The sequence below is a fragment of the Aeromonas sp. R2-1 genome (assembly GCF_040908425.1).
GTDB classification, from domain to species: domain Bacteria; phylum Pseudomonadota; class Gammaproteobacteria; order Enterobacterales; family Aeromonadaceae; genus Aeromonas; species Aeromonas caviae.
On record NZ_JBFODR010000048.1, the window covers coordinates 112,756 to 135,405 of the forward strand.

Annotated in this window: 21 protein-coding genes and 1 tRNA gene; 6 read left to right on the top strand and 16 right to left on the bottom strand. The window is 64.7% G+C overall.

Going from position 1 to position 22,650, the window contains the following annotated elements; genetic code table 11:
* Positions 1–54 precede the first annotated feature (54 nt).
* The gene (locus AB5Y80_RS17555; RefSeq protein ID WP_010674103.1) at positions 55–528 is read left to right on the top strand and encodes a DUF4442 domain-containing protein; all 474 of its coding nucleotides are present in this window, start codon (positions 55–57) and stop codon (positions 526–528) included.
* Positions 529–596: 68 nt separating this feature from the next.
* On the opposite strand, the gene fldA is transcribed toward AB5Y80_RS17555, so the two are convergent.
* The 4 genes from fldA to AB5Y80_RS17575 are packed head-to-tail and all read right to left on the bottom strand — an operon-like array spanning position 597 to position 2,520.
* Positions 597–1,121 carry a flavodoxin FldA gene (fldA, locus tag AB5Y80_RS17560; protein WP_010674104.1) on the bottom strand — a complete coding sequence of 175 codons (525 nt, stop codon included), beginning with the start codon at positions 1,119–1,121 and terminating at the stop codon, positions 597–599.
* Between the two features lie 40 nt (positions 1,122–1,161).
* Positions 1,162–1,458: a LexA regulated protein gene (ybfE, locus tag AB5Y80_RS17565; protein ID WP_005325670.1), complete on the bottom strand. Its 297-nt coding sequence runs from the start codon at positions 1,456–1,458 to the stop codon at positions 1,162–1,164.
* A 20-nt stretch (positions 1,459–1,478) separates the two neighbouring features.
* Entirely contained in the window at positions 1,479–1,700 is a 222-nt protein-coding gene (locus AB5Y80_RS17570) for a DUF2788 domain-containing protein (protein WP_010674106.1), read from the bottom strand.
* Positions 1,701–1,755: 55 nt separating this feature from the next.
* Positions 1,756–2,520, bottom strand: a complete 765-nt coding sequence (locus AB5Y80_RS17575) for an alpha/beta fold hydrolase (RefSeq protein ID WP_286701033.1) — start codon at positions 2,518–2,520, stop codon at positions 1,756–1,758.
* Between the two features lie 290 nt (positions 2,521–2,810).
* Between AB5Y80_RS17575 and seqA the strand changes: the two genes are divergently transcribed.
* Together seqA and pgm are read left to right on the top strand one after the other, a co-directional pair.
* Positions 2,811–3,320: a replication initiation negative regulator SeqA gene (seqA, locus tag AB5Y80_RS17580; protein WP_368173271.1), complete on the top strand. Its 510-nt coding sequence runs from the start codon at positions 2,811–2,813 to the stop codon at positions 3,318–3,320.
* A gap of 53 nt (positions 3,321–3,373) precedes the next feature.
* Positions 3,374–5,023, top strand: a complete 1,650-nt coding sequence (gene pgm, locus AB5Y80_RS17585) for a phosphoglucomutase (alpha-D-glucose-1,6-bisphosphate-dependent) (RefSeq protein ID WP_103255346.1) — start codon at positions 3,374–3,376, stop codon at positions 5,021–5,023.
* 73 nt (positions 5,024–5,096) lie between these two features.
* On the opposite strand, the gene AB5Y80_RS17590 is transcribed toward pgm, so the two are convergent.
* Positions 5,097–5,978 carry a DMT family transporter gene (locus AB5Y80_RS17590; RefSeq protein WP_368173272.1) on the bottom strand — a complete coding sequence of 294 codons (882 nt, stop codon included), beginning with the start codon at positions 5,976–5,978 and terminating at the stop codon, positions 5,097–5,099.
* A 94-nt stretch (positions 5,979–6,072) separates the two neighbouring features.
* Here AB5Y80_RS17590 and AB5Y80_RS17595 point away from each other — a divergent pair, with 94 nt between their 5' ends.
* Positions 6,073–6,555, top strand: coding sequence for a MarR family winged helix-turn-helix transcriptional regulator (locus AB5Y80_RS17595; RefSeq protein WP_119196808.1), 483 nt, complete (start codon positions 6,073–6,075; stop codon positions 6,553–6,555).
* Between the two features lie 45 nt (positions 6,556–6,600).
* On the opposite strand, the gene mltB is transcribed toward AB5Y80_RS17595, so the two are convergent.
* The 10 genes from mltB to AB5Y80_RS17645 all read right to left on the bottom strand — a co-directional run bounded on the left by mltB (position 6,601) and on the right by AB5Y80_RS17645 (position 16,192).
* A complete protein-coding gene (gene mltB, locus AB5Y80_RS17600) occupies positions 6,601–7,698 on the bottom strand; it encodes a lytic murein transglycosylase B (RefSeq protein WP_041212714.1) in 1,098 nt (365 codons plus the stop codon).
* Positions 7,699–7,792: 94 nt separating this feature from the next.
* Positions 7,793–8,395 (bottom strand): CDP-alcohol phosphatidyltransferase family protein, encoded by a 603-nt coding sequence (locus tag AB5Y80_RS17605; protein ID WP_368173273.1) that lies wholly within the window; start codon positions 8,393–8,395, stop codon positions 7,793–7,795.
* The gene (locus tag AB5Y80_RS17610; RefSeq protein ID WP_368173274.1) at positions 8,388–9,050 is read right to left on the bottom strand and encodes an ATP-binding cassette domain-containing protein; all 663 of its coding nucleotides are present in this window, start codon (positions 9,048–9,050) and stop codon (positions 8,388–8,390) included. Before AB5Y80_RS17610 ends, AB5Y80_RS17605 begins: the two co-directional genes overlap by 8 nt.
* A 4-nt stretch (positions 9,051–9,054) precedes the next feature.
* Positions 9,055–10,665 (bottom strand): ABC transporter permease, encoded by a 1,611-nt coding sequence (locus AB5Y80_RS17615; RefSeq protein WP_368173275.1) that lies wholly within the window; start codon positions 10,663–10,665, stop codon positions 9,055–9,057.
* Between the two features lie 48 nt (positions 10,666–10,713).
* Positions 10,714–11,844, bottom strand: coding sequence for an ABC transporter substrate-binding protein (locus AB5Y80_RS17620; RefSeq protein ID WP_368173281.1), 1,131 nt, complete (start codon positions 11,842–11,844; stop codon positions 10,714–10,716).
* Positions 11,845–11,902: 58 nt separating this feature from the next.
* Positions 11,903–14,059, bottom strand: a complete 2,157-nt coding sequence (locus AB5Y80_RS17625; RefSeq protein ID WP_368173276.1) for an FAD-dependent oxidoreductase — start codon at positions 14,057–14,059, stop codon at positions 11,903–11,905.
* Entirely contained in the window at positions 14,056–14,631 is a 576-nt protein-coding gene (locus AB5Y80_RS17630; RefSeq protein ID WP_368173277.1) for a carboxymuconolactone decarboxylase family protein, read from the bottom strand. Before AB5Y80_RS17630 ends, AB5Y80_RS17625 begins: the two co-directional genes overlap by 4 nt.
* Positions 14,621–15,331 (bottom strand): DUF1499 domain-containing protein, encoded by a 711-nt coding sequence (locus AB5Y80_RS17635; protein ID WP_368173278.1) that lies wholly within the window; start codon positions 15,329–15,331, stop codon positions 14,621–14,623. Before AB5Y80_RS17635 ends, AB5Y80_RS17630 begins: the two co-directional genes overlap by 11 nt.
* A gap of 127 nt (positions 15,332–15,458) precedes the next feature.
* On the bottom strand, positions 15,459–15,737 hold the full coding sequence (locus AB5Y80_RS17640; protein ID WP_039039827.1) for a peptidylprolyl isomerase: 279 nt from the start codon (positions 15,735–15,737) through the stop codon (positions 15,459–15,461).
* Between the two features lie 59 nt (positions 15,738–15,796).
* Positions 15,797–16,192: a hypothetical protein gene (locus AB5Y80_RS17645; RefSeq protein WP_042878109.1), complete on the bottom strand. Its 396-nt coding sequence runs from the start codon at positions 16,190–16,192 to the stop codon at positions 15,797–15,799.
* Positions 16,193–16,728: 536 nt separating this feature from the next.
* On the opposite strand from AB5Y80_RS17645, the gene AB5Y80_RS17650 reads away from it, so the two are divergent.
* Both AB5Y80_RS17650 and AB5Y80_RS17655 read left to right on the top strand, forming a co-directional pair.
* On the top strand, positions 16,729–18,504 hold the full coding sequence (locus AB5Y80_RS17650; protein ID WP_368173279.1) for an autotransporter assembly complex family protein: 1,776 nt from the start codon (positions 16,729–16,731) through the stop codon (positions 18,502–18,504).
* A 76-nt stretch (positions 18,505–18,580) separates the two neighbouring features.
* Positions 18,581–22,354, top strand: coding sequence for a translocation/assembly module TamB domain-containing protein (locus tag AB5Y80_RS17655; RefSeq protein ID WP_368173280.1), 3,774 nt, complete (start codon positions 18,581–18,583; stop codon positions 22,352–22,354).
* Positions 22,355–22,559: 205 nt separating this feature from the next.
* Here the strand turns inward: AB5Y80_RS17655 and AB5Y80_RS17660 are convergent.
* Positions 22,560–22,644, bottom strand: a tRNA-Tyr gene (locus AB5Y80_RS17660).
* Between the last annotated feature and the right edge of the window lie 6 nt (positions 22,645–22,650).

Below are 22,650 nucleotides of genomic sequence, written 5' to 3' on the forward strand. Positions count from 1 at the left end.
ATCAGAGAATGTTGATACTATGTGACTTCTTTATAGTCTGGTCGGATGAGATCCATGGATTGGCTTTTCGGCAATGCCGCCTGGGTGCGCTGCGCCCTCAACGCCTGGCCCCCCTTCTGGGGTGCAGGCATCAAGATAGAAACCCTGAGCCCCGATTTTCGCTTCTGCCGGGTCACTCTCAAGTCCCGCTGGTGGAACAAGAATGCCAACCGGACCCAGTTCGGCGGCAGCATGTTCGCCATGACGGATCCCATCTACCCGTTGATGCTGATGGGCTATTTCAAGAACCGCTACTACGTGTGGGACAAGGCGGGCAGCATCAATTTCATCAAGCCGGGCAAGGGCAAACTGGTGGCGGAGTTCACCCTGAGCGACGCCAAGCTGGCATCGATCGTGGCGGCGACCGAGGGGGGGGAGAAGCACTTTCCCGAGTTCGAGGTGCAGGTGCAGGATGGCCAGGGCGAGCTGGTGGCCCAGGTGAAGCGCACCCTCTATGTCAGATCCAAGCCCCAGCACAGGGGGGGCTGAATGCCTGCTGCAGATGCAACAAGGGCCCCGTCGGGGCCCTTGTTGCATGAAGAGGGAGGGAGATCAGATCACTCCAGCTCGCCCAGGCACATCTCTTCGTGCAGCTGTTTGCACCAGCCCTTGACGCGCTCTGCAGTCAGCTCGGGTTGGCGATCTTCGTCGATGCCCAGGCCCACGAAGTGCTTGTCATCCACCAGTGCCTTGGAGGCTTCGAACTCGTAGCTCGCGGTCGGCCAGTGGCCGATGATGATGGCGCCCTTGGCTTCGACGATGTCACGCAGGGTGCCCATGGCGTCGAGGAAGTACTCGGCATAGTCTTCCTGATCGCCGCATCCGAAGATGGCCACCAGCTTGTTGTTGAAGTCGATCTCTTCGAGTTCGGGGAAGAAGTCGTCCCAATCGGCCTGGGCTTCGCCGTAGTACCAAGTCGGGATGCCGAACATCAGCAGATCGAAGCTGTCGATATCGGCCTTGCTGCTCTTGGCAATGTCACGGACTTCAATCAGTTGTTTGCCCAGTTCTTTCTGGATCATCTTGGCGACAGCTTCGGTATTACCGGTATCGCTGCCGAAAAACAGACCTACACTAGCCATAGTGTTTCGTTACCCGTATCTGGTGTTGATGCTTGACGGTTCAGATTGCGATGCCTGCTGCATGAGCAGACTCGATCTGTTGCTTCAGGATAGATTGGATCAGCTCGGCTCGGCTGACGTTCTGTTGCAGCGCAAGTTGGTTCAGGCGCTCCAGCAACTCGGCTTCCACCTTTAACTCGACCCGTTTCAGCCCGTTCTCACGATCGCGCTTGAGCTGGTTGCGCTTGTTGATCTTGAGCTGGGTCTCGCGGGGGAGTGGATTGGTCTTTGGCCTGCCGGGGCGCTTCTCAGTTGCGAACAGATCCAGTGTTGTTCGATCAGTTTGCTGTTTGGCCATACATCACAGATGAAAAGTAGTTAGCCGATCCCTGAGCCTTCCCAGCCCATTTCGATCAGCCCCTTGGCGACAAAACCCGCGCAACCCAGAAACAGCACCAGCCAGACGATGAAGCGGCCGAAGCGGGGCACATTGCCCCGTTTGAGCACGTCCTGAATGGCCAGACCAATCAGCAGGAAGATGGCCACGAAGAACAGTTTCAGGCCCAGACTCTCGATGAGATCGATGTGTTCACTCAGCATGGATTGCGCGCACTCCTTAAGACGGGCGCACTATATCACAAAGGATTTGAAACTGTTAACCGCCTGTCGACAGGAAATCCACAACCAGTTTGTTGAACAAAACCGGCTTTTCCGCGTGCAACCAGTGGCCGGTGCCGGCGATGACGCGGGCCCTGGCGGCCGGGAACTGGGCCATCGCGGCCCCGGTGTATTCGGGCAGCATATAGTCGGAGTCGCCCCCCTTGATGAAGAGTGTCGCGCCTTCGAAGCGGCGTTCATCGTCGGGCCAGCCCATGATGTTGGCGTAGTTGCGCTCAAGGGCCGGCACGTTGAAACGCCACCCCCATCCAGACTCCCCTTTGGCGAAGGATTTGAGCAGGAATTGGCGCACCCCAGCGATCTCGATGTGCTCGGCCAGCATGGCTTCCGCCTCGCTGCGGCTCTGGGGGGGCGTGGCCAGCGTGGCATTGAGCCCGGCAAACACGTTCTTGTGGCGGGCGTGGGGATAGGCCACCGGGGCGATGTCCGCCACCACCAGCTTGCTGACCCTGTGTGGGGCCTGCTTGGCGACCTGCATGGCGACCTTGCCCCCCATGGAGTGGCCCACCAGGGCCACCTGTTCAAGTCCAAGATGGTCCAGCAGGGTCAGGATGTCCGCCGCCTGAGCCGGGTAGCTCATCTCGTCCGAGTGAAAGGAGGCACCGTGATTGCGCAGATCGACGCTGATGACCCGGTATTGTTCGCTGAGGGGGCGCGCCAGCAGGCCGAGGTTGTCCAGGCTGCCAAAGAGGCCATGGATCAGCACGACAGTCGGGCCTTCGCCCTGTTCCTTGAAGTTCAATCGTGGGTATTGTTGCAAAATGACACCTTATCGGTCGTGGGCTCTATCGCCATACTTTTTAACACACTGAAAGAAAAGGATTTCATTCCTGGTGGGGGATTTTTTTGTGGTTTTTTTTCAAAAATATCGCCCCGGGATCGGCTATCAGTGCGGGGGATCACACACTTGGCCCGTCATTATGCCGTATTCTCAAGGAGATTCATGCACATCTGTCCGCCCCTTGCTTGGGCTGCCGGGTCTGCCTATGTATAATCGCCGCATCCGAATTTCGACGAGTCCAGCGCATCCCTATGAAAACCATCGAGCTTGATGACGATCTCTACTTCTTTATCGCGAGCCAGACCCGGCACATCGGCGAGAGTGCGTCCGATATCCTGCGTCGCCTGCTGGAGCAACCCGCCCAGGCCGGCACGGCAACCGTGGCGGCCGCGCCTGCGATGCAACCGCAACCCGTGGCCGATGCCATGGGGCTGGAGGCACTGCTGGATTCCGGCGAGCTGCAGAAAGAAGAGAAGTCCATCAACCGCTTCATGCTGGTATTGAGCACCCTCTATCGGGACAACCCGGAAGCCTTCACCCAGGCGACCGAGATAAAAGGGCGCAAGCGCGTCTACTTCTCCCGTGACCCGGAAGCGCTGCGTGCCAGTGGCAGCACCACCAAGCCCAAGCCGGTACCGGAGACCCCGTTCTGGGTGATCACCAATACCAATACCAGCCGCAAGCAGAACATGGTGGCCCAGCTCATGAACAGCATGGGTTATGACGAGGATCTGACGGCTCGGGTGTGCGGCGCCGTTTAACCCATCAATGACTTCAGGCCTTGCCGGGCAAGGCTCAGCTCAAGGAAAACGCCATGGCACAGCATTCCCACGCCGGTCAGCCGGCTCGTCTTTGCGATCTGACCAACATTCCCCGTCTGGTCAGCGCCTACTACCTCAACAAGCCGGACATGAGCCGCCCTGAGCAGCGGGTCGCCTTCGGCACCTCCGGTCACCGCGGCAGCGCCCTGCACAGCGCTTTCACCGAATCCCACATTCTGGCGGTGACCCAGGCGCTGGTGGAGTACCGCCAGCAGGCCGGTATCACGGGGCCGCTGTTCGTCGGCATGGATACCCATGCGCTGTCCGAATCCGCCTTTGCCAGCGCGGTGGAAGTGCTGGCGGCCAACGGTGTCGAGACCCGCATTCAGGCTGGCCTCGGCTTCACGCCGACCCCGGTCATCTCCCATGCCATCCTGCGTCACAACGCAGGCAAACCCGTGGCCCAGGCGGACGGCGTGGTGATCACCCCGTCCCACAACCCGCCGGAAGATGGTGGCTTCAAATACAACCCGCCCCACGGCGGCCCCGCCGAAGGCGAGATCACCAAGTGGGTGGAAGACCGCGCCAACGCGATCCTGGAGGCGGGCCTGACCGGCGTGAAGCGGATGCCGTTTGCCGAGGCCCTCAAGAGCCCGTTCGTGGTGGAACACGACTATGTCACCCCTTATGTGGATGATCTCGAAAACGTGCTGGATCTGGCCGCCATCAAGCAGGCTGGCATCAAGATCGGCGTGGATCCGCTGGGTGGCTCCGGCGTCGCCTACTGGGACGTCATCGCCAGGCGCTACGGTCTGGACATCGAGGTGGTGAACTACAAGGTCGATCCGACCTTCTCCTTCATGACCTTGGACAAAGACGGCAAGATCCGGATGGACTGTTCCAGCCCGTTCGCCATGGCGAGCCTGATTGCCCTGAAAGACAAGTTCGACATCGCCCTTGGCAATGACCCTGACTACGACCGTCACGGCATCGTCACCAAGGCGGGCCTGATGAATCCGAACCACTATCTGGCGGTGGCCATCCAGTATCTGTTCACCCACAGAACCGGCTGGCCCAAGGGGGCGGCCGTCGGCAAGACGCTGGTCTCCTCTTCCATGATCGACCGGGTGGCCGGCGAGATTGGTCGCACCCTCAAAGAGGTGCCGGTCGGCTTCAAGTGGTTCGTGGACGGTCTCTACAGCGGCGAGTTCGGCTTTGGCGGCGAGGAGAGCGCGGGTGCCTCCTTCCTGCGCAAAGATGGTACCGTCTGGACCACCGACAAGGATGGCTTCATCCTGGCGCTGCTGGCGGCCGAGATCCTGGCGGTGACCGGCAAGGATCCCCAGGCCCACTACGATGCGCTCGAAGCCAGATTCGGCCGCTCCAGCTACCGCCGCATCGATGCCCCGGCCAACAGCGCACAGAAGGCGGTGCTCTCCAAGCTGGATCCGGCCCTGGTGGAAGCCTCCACCCTGGCTGGCGAGCCCATCCTCGCCAAGCTGACCAAGGCGCCGGGCAACGATGCCGCCATCGGCGGCCTGAAAGTGGTGACCGAGAACGGCTGGTTCGCGGCGCGCCCCTCCGGTACCGAGTCCATCTACAAGATCTACATGGAGAGCTTCAAGGGGGAGGCGCACCTGGACCTCATCCAGCAGGAAGCCCAGCAGATCGTCTCCGCCGCCCTGGCCAAGGCAGGCGTTTGACTCTCACGGCAACAACCCATGTGAAAGAGGAGCCCTGGTGGCTCCTCTTTTTTTGTGTCGGGTTGACTGCGGATCAGCCGTTGTCGACGCTGCCGGTGGCGGCCTTGCGGTTCTGCCAGCGCTTGAGGAAGGAGCGGGCCGGCAGCTTCATCAGGAAGAGAGAGAGCAGGATGGTGCCGATGCCGAGCCACTGACGGCCATCCAGGGTTTCTCCCACCATCAGCACACCGCAGGAGACCGCCACCATGGGGTTGGTGAGGGCCAGCATCCCCATCACCTCCGGGCCATGGCGTTTGAGTCCCCAGAGCCAGGCCCAGTAGGCCAGAGCCGTATTGAGGATCACCAGCCAGATAAGCCCGGGAGTGGCGTCAGCCCGGGGCAGGGGCATGGGGCCGGCCAGCCACCAGGCCAGCGGGATCAGCATCAGGCCGCCCAGCAGCAGCTGCCAGGCGGTCAGGGCCAGCAGGTCGTCCACCGGCCAGCGTTGCATCCAGCGGCTCGACTGGCCGATGAGCAGGGTGGCGAGCAGGGCGCACGCCACGCCGACGGGATCCAGATTGGCAGAGGGATTGAGCAACAAGAGCACCCCGACGAGCCCCATCACCCCCAGCAACAGCCACTTGAGCGTCGGTCTGACACCGTCTTGCAGCCAGGCCAGCCCCATCAGGATGAGGGGCAGCGTCGCTCCCAACGTACCCGCCACGGCGCCGGGCAGGCGAAACGCCGCCACGAACAGCAGGGCGAAGAAGGCGGTGATGTTGCAAAACGCCAGCAGGAACTGCCTGCTCCAGACGAGAGGCGGTCTGCGGGGATGGAGCAACAGCAGCAGCACCCCGGCGGGGAGGGCGCGCCACACGGCCACCCAGTAGGGGGAGTAGTCGGTCAGGTAGAGACTGACGACGGCATAGGTGCTGCCCCAGAGCAGGGGGGCGAGCAGGGCGATCAGCAGCGGCATGGTTATCTCGCAAAAAAGTATCTTTAAGTAAAGATACATTAGCCGCGAGTTGGTTTATTATCAAGTATCTTCATGTAAAGATAATGGAGCCCGAATGGAGAGTGATCATGTAGATCAGCTGCTGGCCCAGTGGGCCCGGCAGCGCCCGGACCTCGACTGCACCCCCATGGGGGTGCTGGGGCGGGTGGCGCGCATGGCGGCGATCGCCGGGCGCGAAGTGAGCGAGACCCTCAAGGAGTGCGGTCTGCTGGGGTCCGATTTCGATATCCTGGCGACCCTGCGTCGGGCCGGCGAGCCGCTGACCCCGACCGCGCTCTACCAGTCCGCCATGCTGAGTTCAGGGGCCATGACTGCCCGGCTCGACAAGCTGGAGCAGCGTGGCCTGATAAGACGTGAAGCCTCCCCGGATGACAGGCGCAGCCTGCTGGTCTGCCTGACGGAGCCGGGGCGGGAGCTGGTAGACCATGCGGTGGAACAGCACGTGGCGAACGAGCGCCGCCTGCTGGCCCCATTGAGCCTGGTCGAACAGGAGCAGCTGGCCGCCCTGCTCAAACGCTGGCTGCTGGAAAACGAATAAAAAAAACGGGCCTGCGGGCCCGTTTTCGTTGGCATTGAGGCTGACTCAGTAGCCGCCTCTGGCGTCCCTGACGGCAAGGCCAAGCTGCCATACCGCCATGGCATAGTGGGTGCTGTGGTTGTAGCGGGTGATGGCGTAGAAGTTCGGCAAGCCGTACCAGTACTGGTAACCGGTGCCGACATCCAGACGCAGCAGGCTCGCCTCCTTGTGATTGCCAAGGGAGCCGGTGGGAGCCAGCCCGGCACCGCGCAGGGTGGCTACCGGGTAGCGGGTCTGAAAGCCGTGCTCATAGCCCGGCAGCTGTCCCTGGCCGCGTACTGCCACCGGCTGCCCTTTCTCCCAGCCGTGGGCCTTGAAGTAGTTGGCCACGCTGCCGATGGCATCCACCGGATCCCACAGGTTGGTGTGGCCGTTGCCGTTGAAGTCCACCGCGTAGTTGCGAAAACTCGACGGCATGAACTGGCCGTAGCCCATGGCCCCGGCATAGGAGCCCTTGGGTTCGGTGGGATCCATCCCCTCATCCCGGGTCATCACCAGGAAGGCTTCCAGCTCGCCGGTGAAGAAGTCGGCGCGGCGCGGGTAGTCAAATGCCAGGGTCGCCAGGGCGTCGAGAATGCGGGTCTTGCCCATCACCCGACCCCAGCGGGTTTCCACCCCGATGATGCCGACGATGATCTCGGGTGGCACCCCGTAGATCTGCTGCGCCCGGTTGAGTTCACTCTCGTATTCACGCCAGAAGTTGACGCCGTTCTGTACGTTGTCCGGGGTGATGAACTTGGCGCGGTAGCGGTTCCAGGCGCCGGTCGGACCGGTGGGCGGTCTGGTGGTAGGGGCCTGGGCGTCCATCAGCTTGATGATCCAGTCATAACGCTCGGCCTGGGCCAGTACCCGGTGCAGCTCGGCGCTGTCGAAGCCGTGCTTTTGCACCATCCGCTGCACGAAGTTGTCCACGTTGGAACGATTGGCGAAGTCCCCCTTGCTGACCCCGGGCTGGCTCACCTGTCCGTAGAAGGGTTTGCTCGGCGGCGTCTGGTTGATGAAGGCGCTGTTGGGTTGGGGTTTGACCACGGGCTTGGGCGCCGGCGTGCTGCTGCAGCCGTAGATCAGGGGAAACAGGGAGAGGACACAGACAAGGCGACGCATAGGGTTCTCGTGAGCCTGAAAAAGAGTGCCGTCATGGTAAAACATTGGCGTGCAGGCGCAAGTGCTCCGTACCGGCGCATCCCCCGGGATCCCGTCAGCGCAGGGTGTGGTAGCCGCTCCAGATCCGGGTCAGGGTCGTGATGGCACAGAGCAGGGCGAAACCGAAGGCCAGTGGCACGAAGGCGGCGGGCCAGAGGCACATGAGCACGAAGAGGGCGATGGTTTCGCTCCCCTCGGTAAGCCCGCCCAGATAGTAGAGGGATTTGTGGTGGTAGACGGGGCTCTCGATGCCCCGCTTGCCCGCCATGATGGCAAAGGCCAGAAAGCTCGATCCCGTGCCCATGAAGGCGAACAGCAGGGTGGCGGCGGCCAGGGCGTTGACCTGGTCGGCGAGGGCAAAGCCCAGCACCACGGCGGCGTAGAAGATGAAATCCAGCGTGATGTCGAGAAACCCGCCGCAGTCGGTGATGCCCGTATCCCGCGCCACGGCGCCATCCAGCCCGTCCAGCAGCCGGTTGAGCAGAATCGCCGCCAACGCCCACTGATAGCAGCCAAAGGCCAGCAGCGGCAGCGCCAGCATGCCGATGAGAAAGCCGGCGAGGCTCACCTGGTTGGCGCTCACCCCGGCCCGGCACAGGGGGCGGGCGAGTGCGGCGAGGGGGCGGCGGATAACCGGGATCAGGTGGCGATCAAACAAGGTGGTGCTCCTCTTCTGGGATGGCTGGGGGGATCAGCTGCAAGATGGTGCCCGGCGCATCCTCTTCGTCGTGGGTCACCAGCAGCGCGGGGATGGCCTGCGTGCGCAGGCGCTCGAACACCAGGGTTCTGAATGCCGCCCGCAGCGGCTTGTCGAGGCGGGAGAAGGGCTCGTCCAGCAGCAATGCCCTGGGCTCGGCCAGCAGGGCACGCAGCAGGCTGACGCGGGCTTTCTGGCCGCCGGAGAGCGTCCCGGGCAGCTTGTCCGCCTGAGCCTCCAGCCCGACCTCGGCCAGCGCCTCGCGGGCCCGGGTCTGCCTTGCCGCCATCCCCTTGAGATGCGCCGGCATGCCGAACATCAGATTTTCTGCCACCGTCAGGTGGGCAAACAGCAGGTCATCCTGAAACAGGATGCCGACCCCCCTCTCCCGGGGGGGCAGCGGGGTGAGGCGATGTGCGCCGAGCAGGATGTCCCCGGTCAGCCGGATGGGGCCCCCGGGTGGCAGCACTCCCGCCAGGGCCGCCAGCAGGGAGCTCTTGCCACAGCCGCTCGGTCCCATCAGGGTGAGCACCTCGCCCGGGGCCACCCTGAGGGGGGGGAGCGTCAGCAGGGGGGCACCGTCGAGGAAGAGGGTGAGTGCGGAGGTGTGCAGCATCGGGTCAGGACCTCAGGGCGGGGTTGATGCGCCGCGGCAGCCAGAGCGCCAGGGCATAGATGAAAAGGGGCAGCAGGAGTTGCAGCAGGCCGTAGAGCCCCGCCAGCCGCCGGTTGAGGCCGCTACCGATGGCCACCGCCTCCGTGGTGATGGTGACGACCCGCCCGCCCCCGAACAGCAGGGTCGGCAGGTATTGGGCCAGACTCACCGCCGCCCCGACACCGAAGGCGAACAACAGGGGACGGGCGAGCAGGGGGCCCTTGACTCGCCACCAGGCCCCCCAGGGGCTGGCCCCGAGCGTGAGGGCCACCCGGGTGAGGCGCTCGTCGAACTGGCGATAGGGGCCGTGCAGGCAGAGATAGACGTATGGAAAGACGAAGATCAACTGGCTCCAGAGTACCCAGCCAGGGCCTATGCCAGTGAATCCCAGCCCGTCGGTCTGAAGGCGCAATCCAAACAGCAGGCTGGCCTGGGGCAGCAGCAGAGGCAGGCAGACAAGCCAGAGGGTGCGTGTGGCGCGGCGCGCAGGCAACGCCTCGAGGCAGAGCACCGCCAGCAGCAGGGAGAGCGCGGCGCAGAGCAGGGCCAGCCACAGACTCTGCCACAGCAGCGGGCCCAGGCTCGGCAGCAGAGCCAGCCAGTGGTGGCAGCTCCATTCGCTCGGCCAGAGGGCGGGAAAAGACCAGCGCCGGGTCAGGGACCAGAGTAGCAGGGCGGCGAGCACCAGCAGATTGGTCAGGAGCAGCCCCCACACGCCGATGCGGGCAATGAGTGCGGGCCAGGGCGAGGCGGGGGCGCGTCGCCCATCCAGCCAGCGAGCCTTGCCGAGGGTGAGGTGGGCCCGCTCCAGCAGCCTGAGGGCGCCAAGCAGCAGCAGGTTGAGGGCGAGCAGCAAGAGGGCGCCGCTGGCACTGGCGCCGCGCCAGGCGGGGTCGGCATCCTGATACCAGAGCCAGAGTCGCACCGCCAGGGGCGGCGGGGCATCCGGCCCCAGCAGCAGGGCGAGATCCACCACCGCCAGACCATAGGCGGCCACCGCGTAGAGGGGCAGTCGCAGGGCGGGCCAGAGGGCGGGCAGCAGCAGGCGCCACCAGATCCGGGGGGCACTGAAGCCGAGGCTGGCCCCCAGCCACTGCTGGCGCGCCACCTTGGCGGGATCCAGTGCCGCCAGCGCCATCAGCAGCAGGAAGGGGGTCTCCTTGAGGATGAGCACCACGATGAGGCCAAGCCCCCAGGGATCCTTGAGGGTTTGCCAGTCCGGGGGCTGATGGGTGAGGTCAAGCAGGGGGGCGACGAGGCGCAGCAGCCAGCCGGAGGGAGCGAGCAGAAAGGCGATGCCGATGGCAAAGGCGACGTGGGGAAGCGCCAGCAGGGGGGAGAGCAGGCGGCGCAGCCAGCGCATCCAGGGACGCCCGTCCCCCTGGGCGAGTAGCAGGGCGGTGACGGCCAGGGCCCCCAGAGTGGAGGCGCCCGCCACCCAGAGGCTCAACCCTGCGGAGTGCCAGAGTCCGGGCTGGGGGAGCAAGAGGGCGAGGCTGGCGGGGGTGAGCCCCTCGATGACCAGCAACAGCAGGCCCCCGACGAGCGGGATCCCCAGCAGCAGGGCTCCCAGCATCAAAAAGGGCAGCAGGAGGAGAAGAAGGGCGCGCGCCTGCATGATGGATCAGTGGCCGTAGCGCTCGGCCCAGGCCGCTTCCAGCCGCGTCTGCCAGCTGGGGTGGGGCTCTGCCACTCCCTTGAAGCGCAATGCCGGACGGGTCTGGCCTGGCAGCGCCTCCTGGCGCAGCACGCTGGGATCCCCCCAGAAGGCGGGGTCGCTCTTGCGCGCCTGGGCGGCGGGGCTCAGCAGGAAGTTGACCACCACCTTGGCCCCGGCCCGGGCGGAGGCATTGAAGGGGATGGCGAGGAAATGGCTGTTGGTGAGCGCCCCTTTTTCCATGGCGATGGCCTGGACGGTGGGGGGCAGGGTGCCGTTTTGCACCGAACTCTGGGCTTCCCCCGGGTTGAAGCTGATGGCCATGGCCAGCTCGCCGTCATCGAGCAACTGCCTGGTCTCGGCGGCGCCGGTGGGGAAGAGCCTGCCCTTTCGCCAGAGCGCGGGGTGAAGCTGGTCGAGCCAGGCCCAGAGAGGGGCGGTGATGCGAAGGAAGTCGGCATCGGTCGCCTCTTGATAGAGGGGGGCGGGGTCGGGTGTCAGCTCCAGCAGGATCTGCTTGAGAAAGCTCGAGCCGTGAAACTGGGGAGGCTTGGGGTAGGTGAAGCGGCCGGGGTGAGCCTTGGCCCAAGCCAGCAGGGCGGCCGCCGAGGTGGGAGGAACGTCTACCTGGTCGCCATCCACCATCAGATTGAGCTGGCCTATGCCCCAGGGGGCCTCCCGCCCCTCGACCGGCACGGTGAAGTCTTCACTTACCGGCAGGGCGGTGTCCACCAGGGCCATGTTGGGCAGCTCGTCGGTAAAGGGGGCCCCCAGCAGCCCCTGCTCCTTGAGCGCCTTGAAGTTCTCGCCGTTGACCCAGAGCAGGTCGATGGGGCCGTTCGACGTCTTGCCAGCCTGCTTGCCGGCCAGCAACTGGCTCACGCTCTGGGCGATGTCATCCACCTTCACCTGCACCAGCTCGACCTGGTACTGGCGAGCGATCTCCTGCCTGGCCCACACCAGGTAGGCGTTGATCTCGGGGCTGCCCCCCCAGGCGTTGAAGTAGACTGTCTGCCCCCTGGCGGCCAGCAGGGTCTGCTGCCACGACGCGTCATCGGCGTGGAGCGGGGAGGCAAGCAGCAAGGGGACAGCGGCCATCAGGGGACGGAGCAGGGCGCGAAGTCGGGTCGTGAACATGATGGTTGCCTCGTCAGAGTCAGGCGCTGCGGCGCCAGCGGTGATAACGGGCCAGCAGCGCCAGCAGGCGCCCGGGCTGGCGGGCACGGCGCCAGGCGCCAGCCACGTACTTGTTCCCCTCCATCAGGGTGGGGTAGGGGTGAACGGTGGCGAGGATCTTGCCAAGTCCCAGGCGGTGGCGCATGGCGAGGGCAAACTCGGCGATCCGCTCGCCGGCGTGAGCACCCACTATGGTGGCCCCGAGTATCCTGTCACGGCCCGGCACCGTCAGCACCTCGACAAAGCCCCCTGACTCGCCGTCGGCGATGGCTCTGTCCAGCTCGGCCATCTCGAAGCGGGTCGACTCGAAGGGGATGCCTCGGGCCCGAGCCTCTTTCTGGTTGAGGCCGACCCGGGCTATCTCCGGACTGGTATAGGTGGCCGCCGGCATGACCCTGTAGTCTGCCCGAAAGCGCCTGAACTGGCCAAAGAGGGCGTTGATGGCGGCATACCAGGCCTGATGGGCAGCAAAATGGGTGAACTGGTAGGGGCCGGCAACGTCCCCCACCGCCAGGATGCTGGGGTAGTTGGTGGCGAGGAAGCCGTCGATGGCCAGGGTGCCGCCGGGGGCCAGTTCAACCCCCAGCGCCTCCAGCCCGAAACCGCTCACGTTGGCCTCCCGGCCAAGGGCCAGCAGCAGCTGGTCCCCCTCAACCTCCAGCGTCTCGTCTCCCCGGCGCAGGTGCAGCCGGATGGGCAGGTTGGTGTCTTTACCGTCCATATACCCGGCCGAGGTAGCCTGCCAGCCGAGGTGCAGGGTGACGCCGTCGTGCTCCAGCTGCGCGGCCAGGGCCCCGGCGACGTCCCTATCTTCCCGGGGCAGCAGCTGAGGGCCTTGCTCCACCAGGGTGACGGGGATACCGAGCAGGGCCAGGCTCTGGGCCAGCTCGCAGCCGATGGGGCCCCCTCCCAGCACCAGCAGATGGCGGGGGGGCTCGCGCAGTCGCTGCCAGAGGGTGTCGGAGGTGAGGTAGGGAACCCCGTCCAGCCCCGGCAGTGCGGGTACCCGGGGTCGGGCACCGGTGGCGATCACGATATGACGGCTGGTCAGGCGCTTGCCGTTGACCTCCACCTCCCAGGGGGAGGTGACTCGCGCCCGCCCCTGGATGCACTCCACCCCGAGTCCTTCATAGCGCGCCACCGAGTCGTGGGGTTCGACCTCCTCGATGACCCGGGCGACCCGCGCCATCACGGCGGCGAAGTCGGCGCGGCTCTGGCTCGGGGTAAAACCAAGCTCCCCGGCCTTGCGCTGTTCAATGGCGAAGCGGGCGCTTCGGATCAGCGCCTTGGAGGGGACGCAGCCGGTATGGAGGCAATCCCCCCCCATCCTGTGCTGCTCGATGAGGGCCACTCTGGCTTTCACCGCGGCGGCGATGTAGCTGGTGACCAGACCTCCGGCGCCGGCACCTATCACCAGCAGGTTGTAGTCAAAGCGCGCCGGCTTGCGGTAGGGGGCGTGCAACCGGTAGAGGGCGAGACGGCGCTGCAAGGCACGCATCAGCCAGGGCATCAGGCCGAGCAGGGTCAGGGCGGCCAGCAGGCCGGGGGAGAAGAGGTTGCCTGTGCTGGTGAGGGTAGCCAGCTCGCTCCCCGCCAGTACGTAGACGAGGGTGCCCGGCAGCATGCCGAGCTGGCTGACCCAGTAGTAGGTGCTGACTCTGATGGGGGTGAGCCCCATCACCAGGTTGACCAGAAAGAAGGGGAAGAGGGGGATGAGGCGCAGGCTCAGCAGATAGAAGGCCCCCTCCTTTTGCATGCCGGCCTGAACGCTCGCCAGCTTGTCGCCAAAGCGTGTCTCGACCCAGTCCCGTAGCAGGAAGCGGGCACTGAGAAAGGCCAGGGTGGCGCCAAGGGAGCTGGCAAAGGAGACCAGCAAGAGCCCCCACAGGATGCCGAAGACGGCGCTGCCCGCCAGGGTGAGCAGGGCAGCCCCCGGCAGGGAGAGGGCGGTGGTGAGCACATAGAGCACCAGAAACAGCAGGCTGGCCGCGACAACATGGCGGTCGACCCAAAGGGCCAGGCGCGCCTGATGAGCCTGCAACTGGGTGAGGCTCAGATAGTGGTCAAGGTCGAGGGCAAAGAAGGTGCCGACCAGGGCCCCCATCGCCAGCAACAGCAGCAGGCGTGCCTGGTTCATCCCTGCCCCTTGTCGAGGGGGCGCTCGGGTTGCACCGGCAACTGGCAGAACCCCTGGGGAGCGATGTCGAGAGCGGCATTGAACTTGGCGGACATGTTCTGGAAGGCGATGAGGCCGGTGAGCTCCACCAGGGCGTTGTCATCGAACCAGGGCTTGAGGCGGGCGGCCTGCTCGTCGCTCACGCCATCCAGCCCGGTCATGGCCTCGGCATAGTCCAGCACGGCCCGCTCCCGCTCGTCGAACAAGGGGCTGTCGCGCCACCGGGCCAGCGCCTCTACCTTGTCGCTGGAGCCTGCCCGCTTGACGAGGGTCATGGCGTTGATGTCGACACAGAAACGACACCAGTTGAGCTGGGAGACCCGCACCGTCACCAGGGAGCGCAGCACGGGGTCGATGGGGGAGCGCTTGCGGTTGATGACGCCGTAGAGGGTGGCGACCGCGGCGAACAGCCTGGGGGAGCGCCCCCAGCACTTGCCCGGGATCAGCACCTGACCGTAGTTGCGTTTCTGCAGCCAGAAGAAGGGGCGGATGAACCAGGCGTAGGCCCGGTCCGGTTTGACCTCAATGCGCATCTTGTTCCTCTTTGAGCTTCTCCATCTTGGGCTTGTAGGCCCCCCCCAGGCGCTCGTTCAACCGATTCAGGAAATCGATGATCCGTGCCCGGTTGACCCCCAGATCGCTGCGCCCCTGGCGCGAGGCGGAGCGCATGTCGATACGGGTCTCTTTGGGCCCGGCAAAGACCCGCAGGGCCACGTCATCCTGAAACCCGAACCAGCCGGTGGTGACGACGGCATCGATACCCTCGCTGCCCGGGCGAACCTGCCAGCCCAGCTCCGTCATCAGTTCCTCGGCTTCCGCGAGTACTTCGACCGGGGATGCCCGGGTATAGAGAGGACCGGGGTTGCCTGGAAATAGTTGCAGGGGCGGGGGGGAGATCGGGAGATCCTCCGGGCTTCTGAGCTGCTCGGCCCACTGGAGCCGTGGCGGATGGTAGGGATCCGTGCTGACGTCGTTGGTGAGGGGGGAGCGCAGCGCCTGGACGAGAAACAGCAGGGGCAACAGCAGGGGTGTTATGCCCCAGATATCCGGCCAGAGGTTGGTGGTGCGGCGATAACGCCAGGGCAGGCGCAGCAGCAGCACGAGGCTGAGGAGGGCGCTGGCGAGACAGAGGATGAAGCCGAGCCACCAGGGCCAGAGATGGGCGCGGCTGCCAAGGGCCCCGCAAAGGGGCAATAGCCAGGTCAGCAGCGGCCACCACAAAGAGCTGTGCATATGAGGGATCCACGGGTCAGGATGGAACTATGCCCAGAAGGATAAACTTAATTGCCTGATAACGTTAGTAAATGATCATCAATCCCGGGCGTGCGGCTCAGAGAACCGATGGCCTCGTCGCCCTGGATCAGTTGCGATAGAGCACCTTGATGAGGTGGAAGCCGAACTTGGTGCGCACCGGCCCCAGCACGGTCAGCAGCTCCCCCTTGAACACGGCATCGTCGAAGGACTTGACCATGTCCCCCTTGGAGAACTCCCCCAGATCGCCGCCACGCTTGCCGGAAGGGCAGGTGGAGAAACGCTTGGCCATCTGGCTGAAATCGGCGCCCTTGGCGAGCTTCTCCTTGATCTCCAGACACTGTTTCTCGGTCTTGACCAGGATGTGCTGGGCACAGGCTTTTTTCATCGGAATGCTCCTCGGCGAGGGGAAAGGGGGCGCAAGATTACTGCAATTGCGCCTCCACGTCAGCCCCTCGGGCGCGAGACCCGGCTCCGGGGGCCGGTGGCCAGGGGGACCCTGGCCCGGGATTGCCAGAGGATCTCCAGCCCCAGCAGGGCATAGAGGCTCCAGATGGCCAGGGGGTTGAGCCAGTTGCCCCCCATCTGCAGGGTGGCCAGGGCTGCGCTCACCAGCAGCAGAACTATGCCGGGCAGGCGCCAGTGGGCAGACAGGGGAGCGAGCAGGGCCATGCCCAGCAGCAGGGCCAGGCCAAAGGGCAGATTGAGCGCGGTGAAGGCGAGGGCCTGCTGGCCGTTCATGCCGGTCAGCAGGGCCAGCAGGGCGCTGCAGCAGGCCAGGAAGGTGATGAACTCGAGTCGGTCGGCGATGTAGTCAGCCAGTTGTTCGCTACGTAGGTGCATGGGGTCTCTCCTGCGATGATTGGGATCAGTGTGGGACAGGCAGGAGCGCAGGGGCAGCGGGATAAATCGATTGAATTGAACGAAGCTTTAGTGCCATCTATTCAAGTGATTGATTTAAACTTATTTTCCTGTTCAATAGCAGGCAGGATGGGGAAGAGGGCGCGGAGCAAGTCGAGGGGGACGGGTTGACGAAACCCGCCGGATGCGGGGTGTCCGACAAGGGTTGTCGCGACGAGCCGGACCCTGCTGCCAGCCCAAGGCCGCCAGGGGAGATCCGGCGTGGCGGGGTCGGTGGTGGCGTTTTGTTCGCCCCTTGCCCGGATTGTGCGCAGTTTGGCTCCTCACACCCGGCTGGCTCCTTGCTGGGCCGAAGCGATCCCCGCACCGGGGGCGGCAGAGCGGCACGCAAAGGGGCCCCGAGCGTGGGATTTCGCCGTCGCGATTATGCTAGGATGAGCGGCACTCGCCCGGGATGAGTCTCGGTATCGTACTAAATAACACAATCTTTAAATCATGTTATTCGGGGAAAATGACGTTTGACAGGATGCTATCCTACTTTTCTCACCGGGAGCACTTCATCCGGGCGATCCCGTCGCCCCGGGCCCGGTCTCTTGCTGCTCTCCCTCGCTCTCTGGCTGATGGCGATGCCCGCCATGGCGGCCAAGTTGACCTACCAGATCAAGGGGGTCAGGGGAGAGCAGAAAGACAACGTCGAGGCCTACCTCAACGCCCTGCCCGTCTACCAGGAACGCCAGTACCGCCCCGCCCGCGCCAAGATCACCGAGAGCGTACAGAAGGCGCTGCAGGTCTATGGCTACTACCAGCCCAAGATCACCCTGAACCGCGACAAGAAGGCGCCCGCCAAGGTGGTGATCGAGATTGAGCGGGGGGAACCCGTGATCATCTCGCGCCTCGACATCCTGCTGGAAGGGGATGCGGGGAGCGACGAGGTGTACAGCGAGCTGCTGGACAAGCTGCCCCTGAAGGAGGGAGATCCCCTCAACCACGGCAAATATGAATCCATCAAGGCGGATCTTGGCAGTCTGGGGCTGGCCCGCGGCTATTTTGACGCCAAGATCAGCAAGAGCCAGGTCAAGGTTTTCCCGGAACAGGGCAAGGCGGAGATCTACATCCTGTTTCGCTCCGGCCCGCGCTACCATTTCGGCGAGATCCGCTATGACGCGACGCCGGAGGCACTGCACCTTATTCGCCCGCTCATCAACATCAAGAGCGGCGACCCCTATCTGGCGATCCGTCTGGCGGAGATGTCCCAGGATGTCTCCTCCACCAAGCTGTTCAAGCAGGTGGACATCAAACCCCTGATCAGCCAGGCCGAGGGCAACCGGGTGCCGGTGCAGGTGACCCTCTCCAACCGGGTCGATCACGAAATTGAGACCGGTATCGGTTATGCCACGGACGTGGGGCCGCGCCTGAGTGCCACCTGGGAGAAACCCTGGGTGAACCGCTATGGTCACCGCCTCTCCAGCACCGCCAAGATCTCGGCGCCGGAAGCGGAGCTCAGCTTCGACTACCAGATCCCGGTGGGTAACCCGCTGCGGGATTACTACTCCCTGCAGGCGGGCTATCAATACACCGACAACAACGACACCCGCTCCGATCTGGCCACCTTCGGGGTGCACCGCTGGACACGCCGACCGGAGAGCTGGGACAGAGACGTCTTTGTGCGCCTGGAGAACGAGCGCTACGTCCAGGGTCAGGACGAGGGGAACAGCCTGCTGCTGATCCCCGGCGTCTCCTGGTCACGGCTGCGGGTGCGCGGCGGTCTGGTGCCGGATTGGGGGGATCGCCAGCAATTGACGATGGAGTTCTCGAGCCCCTACTGGGGGTCCGACATCAGCTTCATGCGGGTGTGGGGGCGCAGCAAGTGGCTGCGCACCCTGGGCGAAGATCACCGTTTCCTGATGCGGGCCGAACAGGGGGCCATCGTCGGGGATGATTTCTCCCTGGTCCCCCCCTCCCTGCGCTTCTTCACCGGCGGCGATCAGACGGTCCGGGGCTACGGTTACGAGACCATTTCGCCACGGGGGGACGATGGCAAGCTGACCGGCGGACGCTACGCCAGCGTCGGCAGCCTGGAGTACAACTACCGCTTCAGCGAGAAGTGGCTCGGTGCCCTGTTCGTGGACGCCGGGACCGCCACCGTCGACTACAGCGAGGCCTGGAAGATAGGCACCGGGGTCGGGGTGCGCTGGGTCACCCCCATCGGTCAGGTCAGGCTCGATCTGGCGGTGGGCATCTCCGAGGAGGACAAGCCGCTGCGGCTGCACTTCGCGCTGGGGCCGGAACTATGACCCGGCAACCAGGCGCACATCCTCTTCTTTCTCTTTTCTGGCCGCTGCGGCTGCTTTCCTTGCAGGGGTCTGCATCGTGATCTGGGTAAAACGCATTTTCTTGTGGCTCATGGGCCTCTTCTTCCTACTGCTCATCGGCGTCAGCCTGTTGGGCTTCACCCATCAGGGCAACAAGTGGCTGTGGCAACAGGCCAGAGCCGCGCTGCCCTCCCTCAAGGGGGAGCTGGTGGCGGGGCAACTCGGGTATGGCTGGACCTTCGAAGGGGTTGGCTGGCAGGACGAGCTGGTGGATGTCACCGTGGAGCGGGCCGTGCTGGACTGGGATCTGGGCAAGCTCCTGCAGGGCAAGCTCTGGATCAAGTCTCTGGCGGTGACTCGCCCCGTGGTCCGGGTGGCGGAGTCCGAGCCGGTGCCGGAAGAGCCGTCGGAGCCCTTCGTCTGGCATCCGTTGCCGCTCAAAATCCAGGTCGACAGCCTCAAGGTTGCCGATCTCGATGTGGCTGTGCCCGGCGTGACGATCACCCTCAAGGATCTGGACATTGGCGCCGCCCTGGATCGCGCCGGGCTCATCGTGCGCGGCCCCGTGCTCGATGGCCTGAACGTGGTGGTGGCACCGTCCCCGGTGGAGGCGGCCAGTGACAAGGGCGCCAAACCGGTGGATAAGAAAAGCGCCACCCTGGCGGCCGGCGAGCGCAAGGCTGCCCCCGGTGACAAGACGCAGGCCGCAAGCAAGCCCGAGCCCATGGTGCTGCCGGCGGTGCGACTGCCTTTCCCCATCCAGCTGGAGGGGCTGAAAGCCACGGCGTTCCGTTATCAGCAAGGTGAGCTGGTGGAGGGGCTAGACAACCTGTTGCTGTCGGCCACCGCCGAGGAGGAGCGCATCGACATCCGGGAGCTCTCCCTGCGCCATGCCATGGCGGATCTGGCCTTGCGTGGTCAGGTGCGCCTGCACGAGGATTACCCCCTCGCCCTGACTCTGGATGCCAAGGCGCGTCAAGGGCTGCTGGACGGGGAGCTCAAGGGGGAGCAGGTCAATCTCGTCCTGGACGGTTCTGTGGGCAAGCTTGGGCTGGCACTCAAGGCCAAGGGGCCGGTGGGCGCCAATCTCAAAGGATCCCTTGCGGCCCTCGACCCGGATCTGCCCTTCGATCTGGCGCTGGACTGGAAGAGCCTCTCCTGGCCCCTGCACAAGCCTGCCAAGGATGAGCCCAGCTATCGGCTGGACAAGGGCACCCTGAGCGCCAAGGGCAAGCTCTCCGGTTACCAGTTTGCGCTCAACACCGCCGGCAAGGGGACCGATGTGCCCCCCTTCAAGGTGGCCCTCTCGGGCAAGGGGGATCTCAACCAGCTGAGCCGCATCGAGCTGCTGCTGGGGGCCCTCAAGGGGGAGCTCAAGCTCGACGGCAAGCTGGCCTGGAGCAAGGGGGTCCAGTGGCAGGGGACGACCGAATTCAAGGGGATCAACCCGGCGGAGCTGGTGCCCGAGATCAAGGGGGCACTGGCGGGCAAGATCACCAGCCGCTTCGATCTGGATGAGGCGGGCCACTGGCAGCTGGCCCTGCCCGAGCTCAAGGTGGATGGCAAGCTCAACCAGTATCCCCTGGCCTTGCAGGGCAGGCTCAGCGGCAACGACAAGATGGAGTGGACCATCCCGGCCCTGGCGCTGCAAAGCGGCCCCAACCGGCTGCAAGCCAAAGGCTCGCTCACGACCCAGGCCTGGAAGCTGGATGCGGATCTGGATGCGCCCAAGCTTGGGGGTATCTACCCGGGTCTGGGAGGGGACATCAAGGGCCAGGTGCGCGTCACCGGCAACCAGCAGGCGCCGCGCGTGAATGCCGATCTGGTGTCGGGCCGACTCGCCTACGCGGGCACCGTCCTCAAGGAGACCGTCATCAGGGCCAACGCCCTGGTCGGGGAGAAGCCCTCCGGTGAGGTGGCGGTGACGGTGGCGAGCCTGGCGCAGGGGGAGACCAAGCTCTCGCAAATCGCCCTGAACCTGAGCGGCGATCTCGAGCGCCACGGGCTCACCTTGACCATGAAGGGGGATCCCCTGGCGGCAGACCTCAGCCTGAATGGCAGCCTGCGCGGTGACCACTGGCGTGGCGCCCTTGCCGAGCTGAAGCTCAAGACCCCCCTCAAGCGCTGGGCGCTGACCGCCCCCTGGTCTCTGGACCTGGATCTGCCGAAACAGCAGTTGACCATGGGGGATCTCTGCCTCGCGTCCCAGAAGGCCAGTCTCTGCGTCAAGGGGAGCCGGATAGCCCAGTCCCAGGGCAATCTGGAATTTGCCCTGAACGAATTTGATCTCAAGCGGCTGCGCCCCTGGTTGCCGGACAATTTCCGCTGGCAGGCGGTGCTGTCGGCCGACGGGCGCGCCAGCTGGCGCGGCAACCAGCCGACCCTGCACGCCACCGTGCGCACCACGCCTGGGACCTTCGTCGCCGACGAACTCAAGACCGACTACCAGCGTCTCGAGCTCGGGATCGATTTCGAGCGCCAGCAGGCCGCCATCCGGGTCGATTTCGCTTCCGAGCAGATCGGCAACATCGACACCGATCTGCTGATCCGGGATCCCGCCGGCCGCGGCAACCTCGGCGGTCAACTCAGGTTTGACGATCTGAAGCTGGCGACCTTTGCGCCCCTCATTCCCGAAGTGCGCTCCCTGCAAGGGGTCATCTCGGCGGATGCCCGCTTCGACGGTACCCTGGCTGCCCCCCTGCTGTATGGCGAGCTGAACCTGAAGGAGGGGGAGGTTCAGACCCACTCCGACATGGTGACCCTCTCCAAGCTGGTGACCCGCCTCAAGATAGAAGGCAACCGGGCCGAACTCGACGGCTCCATGATGGTGGGCAAGGGCCCCCTGGTGCTGGGGGGCTGGCTGAGCTGGGCCCAGCAGCCGGTGACCGGCAGCCTCACCATTCAGGGCAAGGAGCTGGAAGCCCAGTACCCGGGCATGGGTCGGGTCAGGGTGACACCTGACATCGCCATCTCTCTCGGGGAGGAGACCAGGGTGACCGGGCAGGTGGACATCCCCTGGTCGCGCATCCTGGTCAAGAGCCTGCCAGACAGCGCGGTAGCGGTCTCCGATGATGTCACCGTCATCTACGACGATCTGCCGCCGGTCCCCAAGGCGGCACCGCTGCCCATGGAGATCAGGCTCGCCATCCGGCTCGGGGACGACGTCCGCCTCGAAGCCATGGGACTCAAGACCAAGGTGGGAGGGGCCCTCAACATTCGCCAGGATCCCTCCAAGCCGCTCTCGGGCAACGGGCAACTGGAGCTCAGGGACGGGCGCTTCAAGGCCTATGGCCAGAACCTCATCATCAAGGAGGGGCGGATCCTCTTCTCCGGCCCCATCGATCAGCCCTATCTCAACATCGAGACCTATCGGGATCCGGATACCATCGAGGACAACGTGACCGTCGGGGTGCGGGTGACGGGGCCGGCTACCAAGCCGAAGATCACCGTCTATTCCGAGCCGCAGATGGCGCAGTCCGAACAGCTCTCCTATCTGTTGCGGGGCAAGGGATTGCAGACCAGCGGCGAGGATGGCGGCTTCAACGGCCTGCTGGTGGCGGGGGCCGTGAGCCAGGCGAGCGGCGTGGTCTCCAGCATCGGGGAGTCCCTCGGCATGAGCGACGTGGCCCTCGATACTGCAGGCAGTGGCGATGACACCCAGGTGACCCTGTCGGCCTACCTGCTGCCCGGCTTGCAGTTCCAGTACGGGGTCGGGGTGTTTAGCCCCATCGCCGAATTCAAGCTGCGCTACGAGCTGATGCCAAGGCTCTATCTGCAGGCCATGAGCGGGGTGGCCCAGGCGGTGGATATCTTCTATCGCTTCACCCTGTAAGGGGGCGCGGATGACAAGACAGATACCTGGGGGGACGCTTATCCCCCTCTGCCCGACCTGCCGATGACAGCTGTCGCCAGCAGGTTCGGGGTGAGAGCGTGCATATATTGACGGGAGGCTTGGCCTCCCGTTTTTTTGTAGAAGAAGGGGATTGGTGGAAGGCAGAAAAGCGAAAACCCGGCACAAGGCCGGGTTATCTGAAAGATGGTGGAGGGAGAAGGATTCGAACCTTCGAAGGCAGAGCCGTCAGATTTACAGTCTGATCCCTTTGGCCGCTCGGGAACCCCTCCACGGGG

Excerpts from the sequence above, each read along its gene's own strand:
- AB5Y80_RS17555 (WP_010674103.1), top strand. The coding sequence starts at position 55 with ATGGATTGGCTTTTCGGCAATGCCGCCTGGGTGCGCTGCGCCCTCAAC.
- fldA (WP_010674104.1), bottom strand. The coding sequence starts at position 1,121 with ATGGCTAGTGTAGGTCTGTTTTTCGGCAGCGATACCGGTAATACCGAA.
- ybfE (WP_005325670.1), bottom strand. The coding sequence starts at position 1,458 with ATGGCCAAACAGCAAACTGATCGAACAACACTGGATCTGTTCGCAACT.
- AB5Y80_RS17570 (WP_010674106.1), bottom strand. The coding sequence starts at position 1,700 with ATGCTGAGTGAACACATCGATCTCATCGAGAGTCTGGGCCTGAAACTG.
- seqA (WP_368173271.1), top strand. The coding sequence starts at position 2,811 with ATGAAAACCATCGAGCTTGATGACGATCTCTACTTCTTTATCGCGAGC.
- pgm (WP_103255346.1), top strand. The coding sequence starts at position 3,374 with ATGGCACAGCATTCCCACGCCGGTCAGCCGGCTCGTCTTTGCGATCTG.
- AB5Y80_RS17590 (WP_368173272.1), bottom strand. The coding sequence starts at position 5,978 with ATGCCGCTGCTGATCGCCCTGCTCGCCCCCCTGCTCTGGGGCAGCACC.
- AB5Y80_RS17595 (WP_119196808.1), top strand. The coding sequence starts at position 6,073 with ATGGAGAGTGATCATGTAGATCAGCTGCTGGCCCAGTGGGCCCGGCAG.
- mltB (WP_041212714.1), bottom strand. The coding sequence starts at position 7,698 with ATGCGTCGCCTTGTCTGTGTCCTCTCCCTGTTTCCCCTGATCTACGGC.
- AB5Y80_RS17610 (WP_368173274.1), bottom strand. The coding sequence starts at position 9,050 with ATGCTGCACACCTCCGCACTCACCCTCTTCCTCGACGGTGCCCCCCTG.
- AB5Y80_RS17615 (WP_368173275.1), bottom strand. The coding sequence starts at position 10,665 with ATGCTGGGAGCCCTGCTGCTGGGGATCCCGCTCGTCGGGGGCCTGCTG.
- AB5Y80_RS17620 (WP_368173281.1), bottom strand. The coding sequence starts at position 11,844 with ATGGCCGCTGTCCCCTTGCTGCTTGCCTCCCCGCTCCACGCCGATGAC.
- AB5Y80_RS17625 (WP_368173276.1), bottom strand. The coding sequence starts at position 14,059 with ATGAACCAGGCACGCCTGCTGCTGTTGCTGGCGATGGGGGCCCTGGTC.
- AB5Y80_RS17630 (WP_368173277.1), bottom strand. The coding sequence starts at position 14,631 with ATGCGCATTGAGGTCAAACCGGACCGGGCCTACGCCTGGTTCATCCGC.
- AB5Y80_RS17635 (WP_368173278.1), bottom strand. The coding sequence starts at position 15,331 with ATGCACAGCTCTTTGTGGTGGCCGCTGCTGACCTGGCTATTGCCCCTT.
- AB5Y80_RS17640 (WP_039039827.1), bottom strand. The coding sequence starts at position 15,737 with ATGAAAAAAGCCTGTGCCCAGCACATCCTGGTCAAGACCGAGAAACAG.
- AB5Y80_RS17645 (WP_042878109.1), bottom strand. The coding sequence starts at position 16,192 with ATGCACCTACGTAGCGAACAACTGGCTGACTACATCGCCGACCGACTC.